Consider the following 18487-nt stretch of genomic DNA (forward strand, 5'->3'; position numbering starts at 1 on the left):
GTTTCCTCGATTCCAGATATGGGACAGGTGAATACGGAAGACTGTGCGGGTGAGTTAGCAGGCGCGTTTGTATTCCAATCTCGCCCCAACCATTCGCTGACCCGCCCCCAGGAACGGCTCGTGTTCTGGAGCCTGGCGGCACTGTGTTTTGCGATGGCGACCGGTTTTGCCCTGATGGGTTACTGGCTGCCCCTGCCATTTGCCGGCCTGGAGATCGGCTTGCTGGCCTGGGCATTCAAGGTTTTGCGCAGTCGTGAGGGGGATTACGAAACCCTCAAGATCGAAGGCGATGTGGTGGTGCTGGAATGGCATTGCGGTAACCAGGGAGAGCGTCGGGAACTGAATCGCCAGTGGGCGCGTGTGGTATGCAACTGCAGGACGCCGGGCAGGAATTGCCGTCTCAGCCTCTGTTCGCATGGTCACGCAACGGAAGTTGGGAAGTATCTGAATGACGAGGCGCGGCTACAGCTGGCCGCCACGCTACGCAGCAGGTTGCAAGAATAACGAAGCGCAGCAGGTTGCAGGGTTAACCGCAACACACGCCGCAACGACACCAATAATGGGGACGAGAGGACGGGGGACGCGATGAAAAGCAAGTGGCAACGTGTAGGAATGATGGGAGCAGCGCTGGCGTTCAGCCAATCGACGCTGGCAGACTACGCATACAACCTGCAAACACCGGCGAGTCAGGTGGCGCAGGATGTGTTCGATCTGCACAACCTCATCATGCTGGTGTGCCTGGGGATCTTCGTAGTGGTCTTCAGTGCGATGTTCTATTCGCTGCTGAAGCACCGCAAGTCGCTCGGCCACAAGGCTGCGAATTTCCACGAAAACACCACGGTCGAAATTATCTGGACGGTGATTCCCTTCGTGATCCTGATGGGTATGGCCTATCCGGCGGCCAGGGTGGTGATCGACATGAAGGACACGACCAACCCTGACATGACCGTCAAAATAACGGGCTTTCAGTGGAAGTGGAGTTACGACTACCTCAACGACGACATCAGCTTTTACAGCAACCTTTCCACCCCGCGCGAACAGATCGTCGGTACCGCCGAAAAGGGCGAGCATTATCTGCTCGAAGTCGATGAGCCGATGGTGGTACCGGTCGGCAAACGGGTGCGCCTGCTGATTACCGCCAACGATGTGATCCATTCCTGGTGGGTGCCTGCGCTGAGTGTCAAGCAGGACGCGATTCCTGGTTTCATCCGCGACAGCTGGTTCAAGGCTGACAGGATCGGCACCTATCGTGGCCAGTGCGCCGAACTGTGCGGCAAGGATCATGGCTTCATGCCGATCGTGGTCGAGGTGGTGTCGGAAGAGGACTACAAGGTCTGGGTCGAGAAGAAGAAAGGCGCTGCGGCCAGCGCAGCGGCCGACAACACCCGGACCTTCGACGCGGCGGAACTGATTGCACGCGGCGAGACGGTCTACCAAGCCAACTGCGCCGCCTGCCATCAGGCCGACGGCAAGGGTCTGCCCGGTGTGTTTCCGGCAATCAGTGGGTCCAAGATCGCCACCGGGCCGATTGCCGATCATATCAATGTGATCCTGAACGGTCGCCCCGGTACAGCGATGGCAGCGTTCGCCGGTCAGTTGTCCGACGCCGACATCGCCGCTGTCGTGACCTACCAGCGCAATACGTGGGACAACAAGACGGGTGACCTGGCGCAGCCTGCCCAGATTGCCGCCGCACGGGGTGGGGCCGCCGGTGAAGCCGCCGCACCCGCTGCGCAGTAAACAATATAAAGAGGAGAGCACACGATGTCTGATGCTGTACACGCCCACGACGATCACGGCCACGGCCATCCCAGCGGGATCATGCGCTGGCTGACTACCACCAACCACAAGGACATCGGCACGATGTACCTGTGGTTCGCGCTCATCATGCTGTTTTCGGCAGGCACCATGGCGCTGCTGATTCGCGCCGAGCTATTCCAGCCCGGTATGCAACTCACCAACCCGGATTTCTTCAACCAGCTCACCACGATGCACGGGCTGATCATGATTTTCGGCGCGATCATGCCGGCCTTTTCAGGGTTTGCGAACTGGCAGGTGCCGCTGATGATCGGCGCGCCCGACATGGCGTTTCCACGCATGAACAACTGGGCGTTCTGGCTGCTGCCCGTGGCAGGTATCCTGCTGATCTCGTCCTTCCTGTTGCCCGGCGGTGCAGTGGCGGGTGGCTGGACGATGTATCCGCCGCTGTTCATCCAGGGCGGCATTTCCTACGACCTGACGATTCTGGCGGTCCACATCCTGGGTCTGTCGTCGATCATGGGTTCGATCAACATCGTCACCACCATCCTCAACATGCGCGCGCCCGGCCTCACACTGATGAAGATGCCGCTGTTCGTGTGGACCTGGCTGATCACCGCCTACCTGCTGCTCGCCACCATGCCGGTATTGGCGGGTGCGGTGACCATGTTGCTGACCGACCGCAACTTCGGTACCCATTTCTTCAACGCGGCCGGTGGCGGCGACCCGGTGATGTTCCAGCACATCTTCTGGTTCTTCGGCCATCCCGAGGTCTACATCCTGATCCTGCCCGCGTTCGGAATCGTGTCCAGCATCATCCCGACCTTCGCACGCAAGCCGTTGTTCGGTTACGCGTCGATGGTGTATGCGACGGCTTCCATCGCGATCCTGTCGTTCACCGTGTGGGCGCACCATATGTTTTCAGTGGGCATGCCTGCCGCCGCGCAATTGTTCTTCATGTTCTCGACCATGTTGATCGCGGTGCCGACCGGCGTGAAGATATTTAACTGGGTGGCCACGATGTGGCGGGGCTCGCTGACCTTCGAAACACCGATGCTGTTCGCTATCGCCTTTGTCTGCCTGTTTACGATTGGCGGCTTCTCCGGCCTGGTGCTGGCGATCGCGCCGGTCGATATCCAGTTGCAAGACACCTACTACGTGGTGGCACACTTCCACTACGTGCTGGTTTCCGGCGCGCTATTCTCCATCTTCGCCGGCATCTACTACTGGCTGCCGAAGTGGACTGGCCACATGTACAACGAAACGCTGGGCAAGTGGCACTTCTGGATGTCGGTCATCGGCATGAACATTCTGTTCTTCCCGATGCACTTCCTCGGTCTGGCCGGCATGCCGCGCCGCATTCCCGACTACGCGCTGCAGTTCACCGAGTTCAACCAGATTGCCACCGTCGGAGCCTTCATCTTCGGCTTCTCGCAGCTGATTTTCCTGGTGCTCGTGCTGAAGACGGTCAAGGGCGGCGCCAAGGCGACCGATCAGGTATGGGAGGGTGCGGAAGGGCTGGAGTGGACGCTGCCGTCGCCCGCGCCGTATCACACCTTTGAAACCGCGCCGGTGGTGAAATGAGCGGGGGCCTGGCAGGCATGACGGACAAGCGCAACGGCAAATACCGCACGGCAGCCATTCTGGCGGTACTTGTCATCGGCCTGTTTGTTTTCACCCTGTATAGCGGGCTGAAATAAGCATGGCCGTTGGCAACGCCAAAACCCTGACCAAGCTCATCGTGGTGACGATTGGCATGTTCGGGTTTGGATTCGCCCTGGTGCCGTTTTATTACAAGATTTGCGAGGTGACCGGGATCAATTCCGGCGCCGAGCAAAGTCTGGCGAAAAACACCCAGGTCGATACCAGCCGCTGGGTCACGCTGGAGTTCGACGCCAACATCAACGAAGCGTTGCCGTGGCGCTTCAAGCCCGAGGTGCGCAGCCTGAGGGTGCACCCGGGCCAACTGGTGCAGGTGGAATACGAGGTGGTCAACACCAGCGATGCGCCCATCGTGGGCCAGGCGGTGCCGAGCTACGGTCCGGCACGCGCAGCAGCATTCTTCAAGAAGATTGAGTGTTTTTGCTTTACCCCGCAAACCCTGGCGGCGGGCGAATCCCGTCGCATGCCGGTACTGTTCTTGCTGGATCCGGCGATGGACAGGGATGTCCATACCGTGACGCTGTCGTACACATTCTTCAATATTGGGACGAAGGCACAAACGATGGGTTTGCAGAAGGGGCCGCCGCATGGCTGAGGGCGGTGGCAATCTCAAGGCGGCCTTGGCGGTATTCTGGAGTTTTTTGGGCGTGCGCAAGCGGCGTGATTATGATGCCGATGCGCAAAACCTGACGCCAGCACAGATTGTCATCGCCGGACTGATCGGCGGTGCGGTTTTCGTGTTGACGATATTGTTGCTGGTGTATCTGCTGATGAAGTTCGTGAAGTGAACGATCTAACAAACAAGAAAGAGGGGATGAGATGAGCCTGGCACAAACCGATAAGTATTATCTGCCGCAACCTTCGCTCTGGCCGATTATAGGCTCGGTCGCACTGCTATTGATGGCGGTGGGCGGCGTCATGACCATGCGCGAGATCGACAACGGAGGCTGGGTGCTTCTCGCTGGGGTGGCGATCCTGTTCTACATGATGTTCGGCTGGTTCGGCGAAGTGATTCGCGACAGCGAGGCCGGACGCTACAACAAGCAGGTCGACGCCTCGTTTCGCTGGTCGATGAGCTGGTTCATCTTTTCCGAGGTGATGTTCTTCGCCGCCTTTTTCGGCGCGCTATTCTATACACGGGTGTTGTCGGTGCCCTGGCTGGCGGACGCCGAAACGGGCAGTCTGCTGTGGGAGGGCTTTCAGGCCACCTGGCCGACCGCAGGGCCTGGACTGACACAGGATGGATTCGACTTCACGCCGATGGGGGCCTGGGGCATTCCAGCGATCAACACCCTGCTGCTGCTGAGCTCGGGGGTTACCATCACCTGGGCGCACTGGGGGTTGAAAAAGAGCAACCGCACGCAGCTGATTCTCGGCCTGGCGATGACGGTGGCCCTGGGCGTGGTCTTCCTCGGCTTGCAGGTGTATGAATACATCCACGCCTATACGGAAATGGGCCTGACACTGGGTGCGGGCGTTTACGGCGCCACTTTTTTCATGTTGACCGGTTTTCACGGTTTTCACGTGCTGGTCGGGACAACGATGCTGATCGTGATGCTGCTGCGCTCGATCGCCGGCCACTTCACCGCAGAGCATCATTTTGCCTTCGAGGCAGTGTCGTGGTACTGGCACTTTGTCGACGTGGTGTGGGTGATTTTGTTTGTCGTGGTTTACTGGTTGATCTAGTCTGCTGCCAATCCGTTGGCCGTGCGGCGCCGGGTCAAACAAAAAGCCGCGTACAGCGCGGCTTTTTGTTGCGGTGGGGGCGCTTAGCGCAGCCCGCTATGCGGGATGAAGCCGAAGTAGTAGCCGCCCATCAGCAGGACAAACAGGACGAGGGAGAGCGCGACCCGCACGGTCAGCATTTTGACGACGCGGTCGGATTGGCCCTTGTCCTTGATAAGGTAGTAAAGGGCGCTGGCGAGACTGGCGAGGATGAAGACGATAAACAGCAGGGCAGCAATGCGCATGAAAAGGGTCTCTCGGCAAAATTCCAGTCTAACCGGATTGCTGGGCTCATGCACTTGCTGAAGCTGCGTGTCGGGAGGTGGGTGTTTTCCCCCACCCTGTGGCCCACGCTGGCGGCGCTGTTTTTCTTTGTGCTGACGTTGTGGCTTGGCAACTGGCAAAGCGAGCGCGCCGATACCAAGCGTGCCCTGCAGGCGCGTTACGATGCGGCGGTTGGCGACGCCCCCATCCATGTCGGCAACACGCTGCTCGATCGCGACAGCGTGCTGTATCGCAAACTGGAGGTCGAAGGTGTGTTCGACGACGCGCACACCATCCTGCTCGACAACCGGGTGCTGGACGGCGTGGCGGGGTATCACGTGCTGACGCCGCTGCGGATCAATGGGGGGGGGCTCGCCATTCTGGTCAATCGTGGCTGGGTGGCGGCCGGGCGCACGCGCGATCAGGTGCCGGTGCCGCCGACGCCGGCAGGCGTGGTGCGGCTGGAGGGCATGGCGGTCAACCCGTATACGCGCTACGTCGAACTGGCGCCGACCGCGCCGCAGGGACGCGTTTGGCAGAACCTCGATTTTGCGCGCTATGCGGCGACCACCGGGCTGAGGCTGCAACCGGTGTTGCTGCTGCAGACCAGCAGCCAGGCCGACAACTTGCAGCGGAACTGGCCACGGCCCGATAGCGGGGTCAGTACCCATGTCAGCTATGCCGTCCAGTGGTACAGTTTGGCGGCGACACTGACGGTGTTGTGGCTGATAATGAACGTCAGGCGTTGCCGTGACGGCGACGTGAATTCCAAGCTTTGAATCAATATCGTAGACCCATGCAATTGACCCCGCGTAGTAAATTTCTGTTGTTGTTAGGCGTATTTGTGGTGCCGGTGGCGGCAGCGTATCTGGCCTTTTTTGGCTGGCGCCCGGCCGGACATACCAATTACGGCGACCTGCTCAAAGTGACCCCGCTGCAGCAGACGGCCGGTGCGAAGCACGATGGCGCGCCGCTTGATCTGGCGTCGCTGCAGGGCAAGTGGCTGATGGTGCATGTCGGCCCGGCACGCTGCGATGCCGACTGCGCACAGCAGCTGTACCTGATGCGCCAGATACGGATCACGCAGGGCAAGGAGCAGTCGCGCATCGAGCGCTTGTGGGTGTTGACCGATGCCGGCGCGGCCGACCCGGCCCTGTTGCAGGATTATCCCGGCCTGCACGTGTGGCGGCCGGCGGATGCCACCTTTGTCGAGCAGTTTCCCGCCGGGGATGGCCGTGCCGGACATATCTATCTGGTCGATCCACTCGGCAACCTGATGCTGCGTTTTCCTGTCAAGCCGGATCCCAAGCGCATGATGAAAGACCTCAAGTTGTTACTTAAAGCCTCCCAGATCGGCTGATGATGACTCAGTACCGAAACCTGATTCTGGCTGCTTTGGTTCTCACGCTGGTCGTGGTGAGCCTGGGCGCCTATGTGCGCTTGTCCGACGCTGGTCTGGGCTGCCCCGACTGGCCCGGCTGCTATGGCAAGATCACGCCGCTGCATGCGGCCGAGCACATCGATGCCGAACTCGCCGAGCGTCCTGACGGCCCGGTGTCACACGCCAAGGCGTGGAAGGAAATGGTGCACCGTTACGCGGCGGGAACGCTGGGGCTGCTGGTGTTGGGGATTGCGGCGCTGGGCTGGCGCGGGCGCCGCGAAACGGCCGGCGGCCCCGGCTTGCCCATGCTGCTGCTGGGGCTGATCGTGTTTCAAGCGCTGCTGGGGATGTGGACGGTCACCCAATTGCTCAAGCCATTGGTGGTCACCGCGCACCTGCTGGGGGGCATGGCTACCTTGTCCATCCTGCTCTGGCTGTGGTTGCGCGAACGCGGCCAGGCCAGTCATGTTTATTTCGCTCGAGTTGACCATCTGCGCGCCAGTGCAACACTTGGACTGGTGCTTGTTATCGCGCAAATCGCGCTGGGTGGCTGGGTGAGCAGCAACTACGCGGCGCTGGCCTGTACCGATTTCCCGCTGTGCCAGGGCGTGTGGATGCCGCCGATGGATTTCGAACACAGCTTTACCCTGCATCGCGAACTCGGCGAGACCGCTGCCGGAGATTTGCTGCCGATGGCCGCGCTGACGGCAATCCACTGGGTGCATCGCGTCATGGCACTGATCGTCACCGTATATTTGGGCTGGCTGTTGCTGCGGCTGCTGCGGACGCCGGGGTATGCCGGCATGGGGATGGTCATAGGCGGGCTGCTAATGCTGCAGGTTGCGCTGGGAATCGGCAATGTGCTGTTGAGCCTGCCGTTGGCGCTGGCGGTGGCCCATAACGGCGGCGCGGCGCTGTTGCTGGCCAGCTTGGTGTGGCTGAACTATCGGGTACGCAGGAGATGAGCATGGAATCCTTGATGTTTCAGGGGGCGGCCTGTCGCTGCCAGCAGTTCCTGGCACTGTGCAAGCTGCGGGTGGTCAGTCTGATCGTGTTCACCGCGGTCATCGGCATGTTTCTCGCTGTGCCCGGCTGGCCGGCCTGGAACGTGCTGTGGGCCGGCACACTGGGGATCGCGCTGGTAGCTGGCGCGGCCGCGGCATTCAATTGCCTGATCGAGCAGAAAATCGACGCCACGATGGCGCGCACGCGCGCGCGGCCGCTACCGCGTGGCGAACTGACCAACACGCAGACGCTGGTGTTTTCCGGGGTGGTCGGCGGCCTGGGGCTGTATCTGCTGAACGTCTTTGTCAATCCGCTCACCATGTGGCTCACCCTGGCCACCTTTGTCGGCTATGCCGTGATCTATACAGCCGTGTTGAAGCCGGCCACGCCGCAAAACATCGTCATCGGCGGCGCCTCCGGCGCGATGCCGCCGGTGCTCGGCTGGGTCGCGGCCACAGGCGAAATCCATCACGATGCGCTGTTGCTGTTCCTCATTATCTTTGCCTGGACCCCGCCGCATTTCTGGGCGCTGGCGCTCTATCGGCGCGAGGAGTACGCACAGGCCGGGCTGCCGATGCTGCCTGTGACCCACGGCGAGGCCTACACTCGACTGCACGTGCTGCTATACACGCTGCTGCTGTTTGCGGTGACCATGCTGCCAGTCGGCACCGGCATGGGCGGCTGGATTTACCTGGTCGGCGCCGCGCTGCTGGGCGGCCGTTTCATTCACTACGGCTGGCGCCTGCACCGCCAGTACAGCGATGACTTGGCGAAGGAAACCTTCCGCTATTCCATCTGGTATTTGAGCTTGCTGTTCACTGTGATGCTGGTAGATCACTACTATCCAATATCCATTTGATTTAAATGGGAAATTGAGCTTCTAACTGGATATTCGGACAGGATTGTTTTATATTGTGTCCAATTCATTCGCAGGGACACGAGATGATCCTCTCCCGGACCAGTCAATATGCCGTGCAGGCACTGATCTACATGGCCACCCAGTCGAGCGCGACGCCCGTGCTGAACAAGGATATCGCCGCGCAACTCGGTGTTCCCGCGCCGTACCTCGCCAAAATTCTGCAGGGGCTGGCCAAGGGCAACCTGCTGTTTTCCTTCCGTGGCCGTCTGGGCGGTTTCTGCTTGCGCGAGGAGGGCCACAAAATCACCCTCATGCAGATCCTGCTGCTGACCGAAGGCCCGGCGTTCACCGAGAGCTGTTTGCTGGGGTTGAAGAAATGCAGCGATGAAACCGCCTGTCCACTGCATTTCCGCTGGGTGCCGGTGAAGAAAAAGATCATCGACATGCTGCAGGACACCACCCTGGAAAAACTGGCGAAGGCGGTTGAATCCGGCAAATACCGTCTGGCCGACGTTCCCGGGATGTTGTTCGAGCAGGCCAAGGCATGAAAGACTGGCTCCTCGCAACCTGCGCGATGGCTGCGTTCACCCTGGCCGGCTGCCAGCCTGTCCCGCAGCCCCCGTCATTTCAGGCGACCGACATCACCGGCGCCGCCTTCGCGCGGGATTTCAGGCTGACCGATCACAATGGCCAGGTGCGCACCCTGGCGGATTTCAAAGGAAAAGTCGTGGCCGTTTTCTTTGGCTACCTCCATTGCCCCGATGTCTGCCCCACCACACTGTCGGATTTCGCGGCTGCGCTGCAACAGCTGGGACCGCTGGCCGAGCGGGTGCAGGTGATTTTCGTGACGGTGGATCCGCAGCGCGACACCCCGGATCTGCTGAAGCAGTTCGTGCCGGCCTTCAATCCGGGCTTTCTAGGGATGTACGCGGATGAAGAGACGCTGAAGCAGTTGGCACACGAGTACAAAGTGGTCTATCAAAAGACTTCAGTGAAGGGCGCGGACGATTATTTGGTCGACCACAGCGCCGGAACCTATATTTATGATCCGCAAGGATATTTGCGGCTTCTCATGCCTTATGGCAGTAGCCCGGATGCCATCGCGCAAGACCTGAAAACACTGTTGGCGCCCTCCTGAATAGGGTTTTCAGCTTGCAGTGCGGGGGCGGGCTGCCCTATAATCCCGCAGTTTTTTAATATAAGCATATGCTGTTTAAAGCGCGGCAATAAGCGCTATTTCGGGTACAACAGGAGCGGTCGATGGCGGTCACAACATATTCCGGTGCAGAGCAGTACAACTTTGATATCGTTAAGAAATTTGCCATCATGTCGCTTGTCTGGGCGGTTATCGGCATGTTTGTCGGGGTCTACATCGCCTCCGAGCTGGCTTGGCCATTCCTGAACTTTGACAGTCCGTATTTCTCGTTCGGGCGCTTTCGCCCCGTTCATACCACCACGGTGATCTTCGGCTTCGGTGGCTCGGCGCTGTTTGCCACCTCCTATTACGTCGTCCAGCGCACCTGCCAGACCCGGCTGATTTCGGACGGCATGGCCAGCTTCACCTTCTGGGGCTGGATGGCGATCATCGTGCTGGCCGACATCAGCTACGTGCTCGGCCATACCCAGTCGCGCGAGTACGCCGAGATGGAATGGCCGATCGACATCCTGATCGAGGTGGTGTGGGTGACCTATCTGATCCTGTTCGTCGGCACCATCATGCGCCGCAAGCAGCCGCACATCTACGTCGCCAACTGGTTCTACCTGGCCTTCATCCTGGCGACCGCGCTGCTGCACACCTTCAACAACCTGGCGATGCCGATCGACCTGTTCTCGATGAAGTCGTACAGCCTGTTCTCCGGTACCCAGGACGCGATGGTGCAATGGTGGTACGGCCACAACGCGGTGGGCTTCTTCCTCACCGCCGCCTTCCTCGGCATGATGTATTACTTCGTGCCGAAGCAGGCCGGCCGCCCGATCTATTCCTACCGCCTGTCGATCGTCCACTTCTGGGCGCTCTCCTTCATGTACATGTGGGTGGGTGCGCACCACCTGCACTGGACCGCGCTGCCCGACTGGACCTCGTCGCTGGCCGCCGCCTTCTCGATCCTGCTCCTGATGCCCTCGTGGGGCGGCATGATCAACGGCATCATGACCCTGTCGGGCGCCTGGGACAAACTGCGCACCGACCCGGTAATGCGCTTCATGATCGTCGCGCTGTCGTTCTACGGCATGTCGACCTTTGAAGGCCCGATGATGTCGCTGAAGGAGGTCAACGCGCTGTCGCATTACACCGACTGGACCGTGGGCCACGTCCACTCCGGCGCGCTGGGCTGGGTGGCGATGATTACCTTTGGCTCGCTGTATCACATGATGCCCAAGCTGTGGGACACCAAGATCTACAGCAACAAGCTGGTGGAAGCTCACTTCTGGCTCGCCACCATCGGCATCGTGCTGTACATCGTCGCGATGTGGATTTCCGGCATCACCCAGGGCCTGATGTGGCGCTCGTTTGACGAGTTCGGCAACCTGCAATACTCGTTTGTCGAATCCGTTGTGGCGATGATGCCCTTCTACGCGATGCGCGCCATCGGCGGCATGTTCTTCCTCACCGGCACCGTGCTGATGACGGTCAACATGTTTATGACCATCCGCCAGGGCAAGCGCGAAAGCGCCGCGCTGGATGCCCGGTTGGCCGCCAAGATGGCACATGCCTGATACGGGAACGATACAAAATGAACTTCAACTTCAAACACGAATGGATTGAAACCAACATCGGCCTGATGTCCGTGTTGACCATGCTGGCGATTAGCGTCGGTGGCCTGGTGGAAATCGCGCCGCTGTTCTTCATCGACGAGACCATCGAGAAGGTCGAGGGCGTGCGTCCCTACACCCCGCTGGAACAGCGCGGCCGTGACATCTATCAGCGTGAGGGCTGCTACGCCTGCCATTCGCAGATGATTCGCCCGTTCCGCGACGAAAAGCTGCGCTACGGCCATTACTCGCTGGCGGCGGAATCGCAATACGACCATCCCTTCCAGTGGGGCTCCAAGCGCACCGGCCCCGACCTGGCGCGGGTGGGTGGCAAGTATTCCAACGAGTGGCACGTACAGCACATGGTGGCGCCACGTTCGATGGTGCCCGAGTCGGTGATGCCGAACTATCCGTGGCTGCTGTCGACGCCGCTGGATATTTCCGATATCACCAACCGCTTGAAGGCGCTGCGCAAGGTCGGCGTGCCGTATTCGCTGTCGCAGGCCGAGTACGACGCCAACGTGACCAAGTTCGGCGAGACCGTGGCCGGGCAACTCCACATTCCCGATGCGCAGAAAAACCTGATCGAGCAGGCCAACTTCGGCAACTACGATGGCGATCGCACCGGCATTTCCGAAATGGATGCGCTGGTGGCCTATCTGCAAGTGCTGGGCACCATGGTCGATTTCAGCAAATACACCGACGACGCGTTCGTCGAGTTCCGCTGAGCGTCACGGCAGGAGGCCAGGAAATGGAATGGTTGATGTGGTTTTCCAAACCCGAAAATACCAAGCCCCTGGCTTTGATCATTTTTTTCGTCACCTTTATCGGCATCGTGATCTACGTCTACGGTAGCAAAAAGCGCAGCGCGAAACTGGAGTCTTACCGCGATATCCCGTTTCTCGATGACCAGCCAGGCGATCAAGACGGCACGAAGGACAAGCAATGAGCGAGCAAAAACTACAATCTCAAACGGTTCAAACCACGGGTCATGCCTGGGACGGCGACCTGCAGGAATACAACAATCCGCTGCCGGTGTGGTGGGTCTACACGTTTTACGCCACGGTGATTTTCGCCCTCGTGTACTGGACCCTCTATCCTTCGTGGCCGCTTGGCAAAGGCTGGATCGGTGGCGTTTCGAACATCACCTACGTCAACAGCGAGGGCGAAACGAAGACCCACAGCTGGAACACGCGTGCGCTGCTGCTGGCAGACCTGAACAAGGCCGCGGTCACGCAAAAGCCCTACTTCGACAAAGTAGCGGCGATGCCCTATGAGCAGATCGCCCAAGATCCGGACATGAGCGGCTTTATTATTTCCGCGGGCAAGTCGCTGTTTGCGGAAAACTGCGCGGCTTGTCATCAGGCCGGTGGCCAGGGGGTGATCGGCTTCTTTCCCAACCTGACCGATGACGACTGGCTGTATGGCGGTTCGTACGAGAAGATTCACGAAACCCTGCTGGGCGGCCGTCGTGGCTACATGCCGGCCTTCAGCGAAGTGCTGAATGGCGAGCAGATCGACCAGCTGGCGAACTACGTGGCCAGCCTGTCGAGCATCGGCCACGACGCCACCAAGGCCACAGCCGGCGATGTGCTGTTTCATAGCGAAACGGCAGCCTGTTACTACTGCCACACCAGCGATGCAACGGGACGCAAGGATATCGGCGCCCCCAATCTGACCGACAACATCTGGCTGTGGGCTGACGTGCCGGCAGCGGACACGGCCGAGGGCAAGGTCGCAGCGATACGTGGCGTCATCGCCGGCGGCCTCAACAAGGGCGTGATGCCGGCGTGGTCCGGGCGCCTGTCGCCTGAACAAATCAAGGTTCTGACGGTCTACGTTCATGAACTGGGCGGCGGGCAGTAGGGCCGCCGGCTGACGCGATGATCCAGGCCCCCGTTCTCGGGGGCTTTTGCTTACTACCCACTCAACTGGTCACACCATGCAAACAGGTCTAGAAGACCAGCTCGGGCTCTATCAGAAACGCATTCCCATCTTCACCCGCTCGGTGAAGGGGCGGTTCCGGCGTTTCAAGACCTCGGTGCTGGTGCTGGCCTATGCGATTTACTTTCTGCTGCCGTGGCTGCCGTGGTCGCGCCTGGATGCCCCGGCGCAGGCGGTGTTGTTCGATCTGCCGGGACGCCGATTCCTGCTCTTCGGGCTGACGGTCTACCCGCAGGATGTCATCTGGCTGGCGCTCTTGCTGTTCATCGCCGCCATCCTGCTGTTCTTCGTCACCGGGCTGGTCGGGCGCGCGTTCTGCGGCTATTTCTGCTTCCAGACCCTGTGGACCGACTTCTTCATCTGGATCGAGCACAAGATACAGGGCGAGCGTCCGGCGCGGGTGCGCCTCTACCGTCAGCCTTGGGATCGCGAAAAGGTTCTCAAGGTCGGCGGCACCCATGCCCTTTGGATGTTGGCGTCATTGTGGACGGGGCTGACGTTCATTTTCTATTTTGCCTACGCACCGCAACTGTTGCTGGATTTCTTCAGCGGCCAGGCCGCGGCCGCCGCCTACATCACGGTCGGCATCCTCACGCTGTCGACCTACGTCGCGGCAGGCCTGATGCGCGAGCAGATCTGCACCTATGTCTGCCCGTATGGCCGCTTCCAGAGCGTGATGTACGAGCCCGAGACCCTGGCCGTGCACTATGATGCCAGGCGCGGCGAAGCGACACACGGGCGGGCCGCCGCGCGCGCCGGCCAGCGCACCCTGGCCGAGCGCCACGAAAAGGGCCTGGGCGACTGCGTCGATTGCGGCCTGTGCGTGCAGGTCTGTCCGGTCGGCATCGATATCCGCGACGGTCTGCAATACAAGTGCATCTCCTGCGGGCTGTGCATCGACGCCTGCAACACCATCATGGATTCATTCAGTTTTCCGCGCGGCCTGATCCGCTACGATTCGGAAAAGAATCTGGCCTCGCCGACGCCGGCTGCGCCTAAGCTGCAATGGAAGCGGCTGAAAACCATCGGCTACGGGGTGGCACTGGTGCTGATGACCGCCTACCTGGGCTACAGCGTGGCTACGCGTGGCAACTTCGACCGCGCCGTCAATCAGATCCGTCAGCCGCTCTACGTCGTGCTGTCGAACGGCGACATCCGCAACCGCTACCAGATTCGCATCACCAACAAGGCGGGGCAGGCGCAGACCTATGTAATCAGCGCACGCGGCATCCCGGCCGCTGCGCTCGATCTCGGCAATTTCAGCGAAATCACCATCAAGCCCGGTCACAGCGCACTGGTGCAGGCTAGCGTCTGGCTGCCTTTGGCAGTGGCGGTGCAAACTCAGCACTTCGAGTTGCGCATTACGCCGCTTGGAAAATCGGTAGAAGCCCGTAGCGAAATCGTCCGTTTTGACGCCCCCGGAAAACGTCCATGAATACGATGACCTCCCTGCTTGGCGGCCTGGCCGCTGTGTTTGCCCTTTATGCAATAGGGGGCGCCATCCGCGGACTGCCCCCGATCCTGCGCGCACTGCTGGCGGGACTGATCCCGCTGCTCGCGTATTTCGCGCTCATTGTCGGGCGCTGGCCGGGGCTGGACGTGGTGGCCATGCACATCTCGGTCTTTCTCGCGGCGGGGCTGGTGCTGTTTGCGGTGAGCCAGTTCCGTCGGCACAGCGTCGGCCGCATGCACTGGGCGCCCAAGCTCCTGACGGCGTTTTTCCTGGGTCTTGTCGTGGTCAACGGCAGCCTGCTTTACATCGCCACCAAGGGACTGCCCGATCCGCTTGCGCGCTGGTGGCTGGGCAGTGACGGGACCGCGGTTTACAGTGGCTTTTCCGGAGTGGTGACGCATGGACAGGCGGCAGCCAAGGCGGTCTCGTCCGAATTGTCTCAGGCGCAGCGCGAGTCTGAGCTCGGCTGGCAGGTCGAAGTCGCCGGCCTCGACGGCAACGCCCCTGCGCGCGCAATCCAGGTTCGCGTCAGGGATCGCACCGGCCTGCCCGTCGATCGCATCGAGGCCGAACTGCGCCTGCAGCGCCCCGGGGCGCTGCAGGCTACACTCGTATTGCCGCTCGCCGCGCTTGGTGCCGGCACCTATGGCGGGGTGCTGCATTTGCCAGCCAGTGGACGCTGGCTGGCCGAGTTGCGCCTGCTGCGCGACCGCGATGTGCACTATCAGCTCATACAGGAGCTGGTCGCGCCGTGAGCGGCATCATGGGGTTTTTGTTCCTGCTGTCCGGCATCTTTGTGCTGCTGATTGTCGTGGGCGTGTTCTGGTCGATCAAAAGCGGCCAGTTCGACGACCTGGAAGGGCCGGCCGAACGCATCCTGATGGACGACGACGATCCGCTGTTGCCGACCCACCGCCTGAGCCGTCAAGATGAAAATCCAGCCGGGAACAAGTACCCAAACGAGTCCAAGTAAACTAAAATTCATCAACTTTTATGGAGCGCGCACGATGAAACAGCTTTTCACTTTTCAGGGTTTCCCCATGGTGGTGGTGACCGCATTGATCATCTGGGCATGGATCAGCGTCCTTTCGGTCCTGATCGCCTCTTTCTTCTGATTGGCTGCAGCCCCAATGAAAACGCCCCGCAATGCGGGGCGTTTTCATTGGGGCGTGCCGCAGCTTACGCCGGAATCAGGGCGCGCATTTTTTGCAGGGCGCGCGCTTCGATCTGGCGGATGCGCTCGGCGGATATGCCATATTCAGCGGCCAGTTCATGCAGGGTCGCCGTTTCGCCTTCGGTCAGCCAGCGCGCCTTGATGATGTGGCGGCTGCGCGCGTCGAGGTTTTCCAGCGCGGTGGCCAGGCCGGTATGGCGCAGGCGCTCGGTCTGCTCGCGCTCCAGCAACTGGGCCGGGTTTTCGTCGGGGCTCGCCAGATAAGCCAGCGGGCTGTAGCCTTCCTCGCCGTCATCCATCGTCGGGTCGATGGAAACGTCATGGCCCGACATGCGGGTTTCCATTTCCAGCACATCCTTGCGGCTGACGTTGAGCTCGCGCGCCATGGCGTCGGCTTCCTTGAGCGTCAGGGCATTGAGCGACTGTTTCAGGCTGCGCAGGTTGAAGAACAGCTTGCGCTGCGCCTTGGTGGTCGCAACCTTGACCTGGCGCCAGTTCTTCAGCACGTATTCGTGGATTTCGGCGCGGATCCAGTGCAGCGCAAATGACACCAGACGCACGCCCCGTTCCGGGTCGAACCGCTTCACGGCCTTCATCAGGCCGACATTGCCTTCCTGGATCAGGTCGGCCTGGGGCAGGCCGTAGCCCACATAATGGCGCGCCACACTGACCACCACGCGCAGGTGCGATACCACCAGTTGACGGGCAGCCTCGACGTCCTGCTTGTCGTGCCAGGCGCGCGCCAGCCGCTGCTCGTCTTCCAAGGTGAGCATGGGGTAGCGATTGACGGTCTGGATATAGCTGTCCAGGCTGTACGCAGCGGGAACGGGTAAGGATATCGTTTGATTCATGCGTGTAAAAACTCCTTTGTAAGCATTTTAGCACTCGCATTCTGAGAGTGCTAAGGCTACTCAGGGTTCCGCAAAAAGGGCAATCAACGAGCGGCCTCCACCTGGTGCAGCGCCCGCGTCACCGAGAGCCAGGCCCCGAGCCAGCCAAACAGGGTGGTGAGGCCGAGCACGACGACAATCTCGGTCGCGGCCGGTGGCAGCAGATGAAAGGCCGACCCGTACAGGTCGGCCAGGTGTTCGACCGGTGCGCGCAATAGCGTCCCGGCCACGGCCAGTACGCCACCTGCCGCCAGTCCGCCCAGCATGCCCTGCAGCGCGCCCACATAGAGAAAAGGGCGGCGGATGTAGCGGTCGGTGGCGCCGATCAGCCGGCTGACCAGGATTTCGTCGCGACGGGCCAGCACCTGCGCGCGGATGGCGTTGCCCGAGATGGCGACGAGCGCGATGGCGAACAGCCCCGCCAGCAGCCAGACGCCGGTGCGCCCGATGGCGAGCGCGGCCTGCAGGCGGGCTGCCCACTGGCTGTCGAGGTGGGTTTCCGCCACCCCCGGCAGCTTGCCCAGATCGGCCGCGACCCGCGCCAGTTCCTCGCGCGAGGTCGTTTGCGGCCGGACCACCCAGGCATCCGGCAGCGGGTTCTGCATCAGGCCGGCGGTGATGTCGGCCAGATCCTGCGCGGCGCTCAGCGTCGCCAGCGCGTCGTCCTTGGGGACGTAGCGGGCCTCGGCGATGTCGGCCTGCTGGAGCCGTGCGGCGAGTCGCTGTTTCTCTGCAGTCGACGCCCCGGCGTCGAGGAATACGCTGATTTCCGGCTGTGCGGGCAGGTCGCCCGCCAGCCGGTCAAGGTGGCCGAGCCCCAGATAGAGCCCGCCTGGCAGGCTGATCGCCACCCCCATCGCCAGCGCAGTGAGCAGGGTGGCGACCGGATGCGCGCCCAGGCGGCGCAATGCGGCCGCGAACGCATGTTTCTGATGACGCAGCCAGCCGATCATGCCGCCACCTCACCGATCTTGCCGTGGTCCAGTTGCAGCGTACGGCCGCCCAGCGCCATGATGGCGCGGTCGTCGTGGGTGGCGATCACCAGGGTGGTGCCGACCTGATGGAAGTCGCGGAACATCGTCATGATGTCGGCGGCGTAGCCGGCGTCGAGGTTGCCGGTGGGCTCGTCGGCCAGCAGCAGGGCGGGGCGGCTCACCAGTGCGCGGGCGATGCACAGGCGTTGCTGTTCGCCGCCGGAGAGGCTGACGGGGTTGGCTTTCTCGCGCTTGAGCAGGCCGACCTTGTCGATCACGGCGCGTGCGCGCTTCAGCGATTCGCGGTGGTCGAACCCGGCGATGTCGAGCGGCAGCACCACGTTTTCGATCACGTTGCGGTCGAACAGCAGTTTGTGATCCTGGAAGATCAGGCCGATGTTGCGGCGCAAATAGGGGATGGCACGCTGCGGCAAGCGCCCGACGTTCTGGCCGCTGACCGACACGACCCCGCTGGTGGGGCGCTCGATGGCGGCGATGAGCTTCAGCAGGGTGCTCTTGCCGGCGCCGGAATGGCCGGTCAGGAAAACCAGTTCGCCTTTTTCGATGGCGAGATTAACCCCGGACAAGGCTTCGTGCCCGCCGGGATAACGCTTGGTGACCTGGCTGAAGCTGATCATGGGCTGGGT

At 61.2% G+C, this 18487-nt stretch carries 23 protein-coding genes; 19 read left to right on the forward strand and 4 right to left on the reverse strand.

Annotated features, from left to right (window positions below; all coding sequences use genetic code 11):
- Positions 1 to 18 precede the first annotated feature (18 nt).
- From ABW22_RS04445 to ABW22_RS04470, 6 genes are all read left to right on the forward strand, one after another.
- The gene (locus ABW22_RS04445) at positions 19 to 504 is read left to right on the forward strand and encodes a DUF2244 domain-containing protein (protein WP_059752315.1); all 486 of its coding nucleotides are present in this window, start codon (positions 19 to 21) and stop codon (positions 502 to 504) included.
- Between the two features lie 108 nt (positions 505 to 612).
- Entirely contained in the window at positions 613 to 1740 is a 1128-nt protein-coding gene (gene coxB / locus ABW22_RS04450) for a cytochrome c oxidase subunit II (protein WP_088178747.1), read from the forward strand.
- A gap of 24 nt (positions 1741 to 1764) precedes the next feature.
- On the forward strand, positions 1765 to 3342 hold the full coding sequence (gene ctaD, locus ABW22_RS04455) for a cytochrome c oxidase subunit I (RefSeq protein ID WP_059752317.1): 1578 nt from the start codon (positions 1765 to 1767) through the stop codon (positions 3340 to 3342).
- A 118-nt stretch (positions 3343 to 3460) separates the two neighbouring features.
- Positions 3461 to 4015 (forward strand): cytochrome c oxidase assembly protein, encoded by a 555-nt coding sequence (locus ABW22_RS04460; protein WP_059752319.1) that lies wholly within the window; start codon positions 3461 to 3463, stop codon positions 4013 to 4015.
- A complete protein-coding gene (locus ABW22_RS04465) occupies positions 4008 to 4208 on the forward strand; it encodes a DUF2970 domain-containing protein (protein ID WP_059752322.1) in 201 nt (66 codons plus the stop codon). Before ABW22_RS04460 ends, ABW22_RS04465 begins: the two co-directional genes overlap by 8 nt.
- A 31-nt stretch (positions 4209 to 4239) precedes the next feature.
- Positions 4240 to 5106 carry a cytochrome c oxidase subunit 3 gene (locus ABW22_RS04470; protein WP_059752325.1) on the forward strand — a complete coding sequence of 289 codons (867 nt, stop codon included), beginning with the start codon at positions 4240 to 4242 and terminating at the stop codon, positions 5104 to 5106.
- A gap of 83 nt (positions 5107 to 5189) precedes the next feature.
- Here ABW22_RS04470 and ABW22_RS04475 read toward each other — a convergent pair whose 3' ends face one another.
- Complete coding sequence (locus ABW22_RS04475) at positions 5190 to 5390, reverse strand: twin transmembrane helix small protein (RefSeq protein ID WP_059752328.1); 201 nt, start codon at positions 5388 to 5390, stop codon at positions 5190 to 5192.
- Between the two features lie 48 nt (positions 5391 to 5438).
- Here ABW22_RS04475 and ABW22_RS04480 point away from each other — a divergent pair, with 48 nt between their 5' ends.
- The 13 genes from ABW22_RS04480 (at position 5439) to ccoS (ending at position 15775) form a co-directional block, all read left to right on the forward strand.
- Positions 5439 to 6188 (forward strand): SURF1 family protein, encoded by a 750-nt coding sequence (locus ABW22_RS04480; protein WP_059752331.1) that lies wholly within the window; start codon positions 5439 to 5441, stop codon positions 6186 to 6188.
- Positions 6189 to 6205: 17 nt separating this feature from the next.
- A complete protein-coding gene (locus tag ABW22_RS04485) occupies positions 6206 to 6769 on the forward strand; it encodes an SCO family protein (protein WP_059752333.1) in 564 nt (187 codons plus the stop codon).
- Positions 6770 to 6771: 2 nt separating this feature from the next.
- Positions 6772 to 7755 carry a COX15/CtaA family protein gene (locus ABW22_RS04490; protein ID WP_059752444.1) on the forward strand — a complete coding sequence of 328 codons (984 nt, stop codon included), beginning with the start codon at positions 6772 to 6774 and terminating at the stop codon, positions 7753 to 7755.
- A 2-nt stretch (positions 7756 to 7757) separates the two neighbouring features.
- On the forward strand, positions 7758 to 8654 hold the full coding sequence (gene cyoE / locus ABW22_RS04495; protein WP_059752336.1) for a heme o synthase: 897 nt from the start codon (positions 7758 to 7760) through the stop codon (positions 8652 to 8654).
- Between the two features lie 83 nt (positions 8655 to 8737).
- A complete protein-coding gene (locus ABW22_RS04500; RefSeq protein WP_059752339.1) occupies positions 8738 to 9202 on the forward strand; it encodes an RrF2 family transcriptional regulator in 465 nt (154 codons plus the stop codon).
- On the forward strand, positions 9199 to 9792 hold the full coding sequence (locus tag ABW22_RS04505) for an SCO family protein (RefSeq protein WP_059752342.1): 594 nt from the start codon (positions 9199 to 9201) through the stop codon (positions 9790 to 9792). The genes ABW22_RS04500 and ABW22_RS04505 overlap by 4 nt, the downstream gene beginning before the upstream one ends.
- A 122-nt stretch (positions 9793 to 9914) precedes the next feature.
- On the forward strand, positions 9915 to 11369 hold the full coding sequence (gene ccoN, locus ABW22_RS04510) for a cytochrome-c oxidase, cbb3-type subunit I (protein WP_059752345.1): 1455 nt from the start codon (positions 9915 to 9917) through the stop codon (positions 11367 to 11369).
- 17 nt (positions 11370 to 11386) lie between these two features.
- A complete protein-coding gene (ccoO, locus tag ABW22_RS04515; protein WP_059752347.1) occupies positions 11387 to 12133 on the forward strand; it encodes a cytochrome-c oxidase, cbb3-type subunit II in 747 nt (248 codons plus the stop codon).
- Positions 12134 to 12156: 23 nt separating this feature from the next.
- Positions 12157 to 12354, forward strand: a complete 198-nt coding sequence (locus ABW22_RS04520) for a cbb3-type cytochrome oxidase subunit 3 (protein WP_059752350.1) — start codon at positions 12157 to 12159, stop codon at positions 12352 to 12354.
- Complete coding sequence (ccoP, locus tag ABW22_RS04525; RefSeq protein ID WP_059752353.1) at positions 12351 to 13271, forward strand: cytochrome-c oxidase, cbb3-type subunit III; 921 nt, start codon at positions 12351 to 12353, stop codon at positions 13269 to 13271. The genes ABW22_RS04520 and ccoP overlap by 4 nt, the downstream gene beginning before the upstream one ends.
- 76 nt (positions 13272 to 13347) lie before the next feature.
- On the forward strand, positions 13348 to 14784 hold the full coding sequence (gene ccoG, locus ABW22_RS04530; protein WP_059752356.1) for a cytochrome c oxidase accessory protein CcoG: 1437 nt from the start codon (positions 13348 to 13350) through the stop codon (positions 14782 to 14784).
- Complete coding sequence (locus tag ABW22_RS04535; protein WP_237763229.1) at positions 14781 to 15557, forward strand: FixH family protein; 777 nt, start codon at positions 14781 to 14783, stop codon at positions 15555 to 15557. Before ccoG ends, ABW22_RS04535 begins: the two co-directional genes overlap by 4 nt.
- Positions 15558 to 15565: 8 nt before the next feature.
- Positions 15566 to 15775 (forward strand): cbb3-type cytochrome oxidase assembly protein CcoS, encoded by a 210-nt coding sequence (gene ccoS / locus ABW22_RS04540; RefSeq protein ID WP_059752447.1) that lies wholly within the window; start codon positions 15566 to 15568, stop codon positions 15773 to 15775.
- Positions 15776 to 15981: 206 nt separating this feature from the next.
- On the opposite strand, the gene rpoH is transcribed toward ccoS, so the two are convergent.
- The 3 genes from rpoH to ftsE all read right to left on the reverse strand — a co-directional run bounded on the left by rpoH (position 15982) and on the right by ftsE (position 18478).
- The gene (gene rpoH / locus ABW22_RS04545; RefSeq protein WP_059752363.1) at positions 15982 to 16827 is read right to left on the reverse strand and encodes an RNA polymerase sigma factor RpoH; all 846 of its coding nucleotides are present in this window, start codon (positions 16825 to 16827) and stop codon (positions 15982 to 15984) included.
- Positions 16828 to 16910: 83 nt separating this feature from the next.
- On the reverse strand, positions 16911 to 17819 hold the full coding sequence (ftsX, locus tag ABW22_RS04550) for a permease-like cell division protein FtsX (RefSeq protein ID WP_059752366.1): 909 nt from the start codon (positions 17817 to 17819) through the stop codon (positions 16911 to 16913).
- Complete coding sequence (gene ftsE / locus ABW22_RS04555) at positions 17816 to 18478, reverse strand: cell division ATP-binding protein FtsE (protein ID WP_059752368.1); 663 nt, start codon at positions 18476 to 18478, stop codon at positions 17816 to 17818. The genes ftsX and ftsE overlap by 4 nt, the downstream gene beginning before the upstream one ends.
- Positions 18479 to 18487 lie beyond the last annotated feature (9 nt).

The sequence above is a fragment of the Thiobacillus denitrificans genome, from assembly GCF_001530125.1.
Taxonomy (GTDB): domain Bacteria; phylum Pseudomonadota; class Gammaproteobacteria; order Burkholderiales; family Thiobacillaceae; genus Thiobacillus; species Thiobacillus denitrificans_C.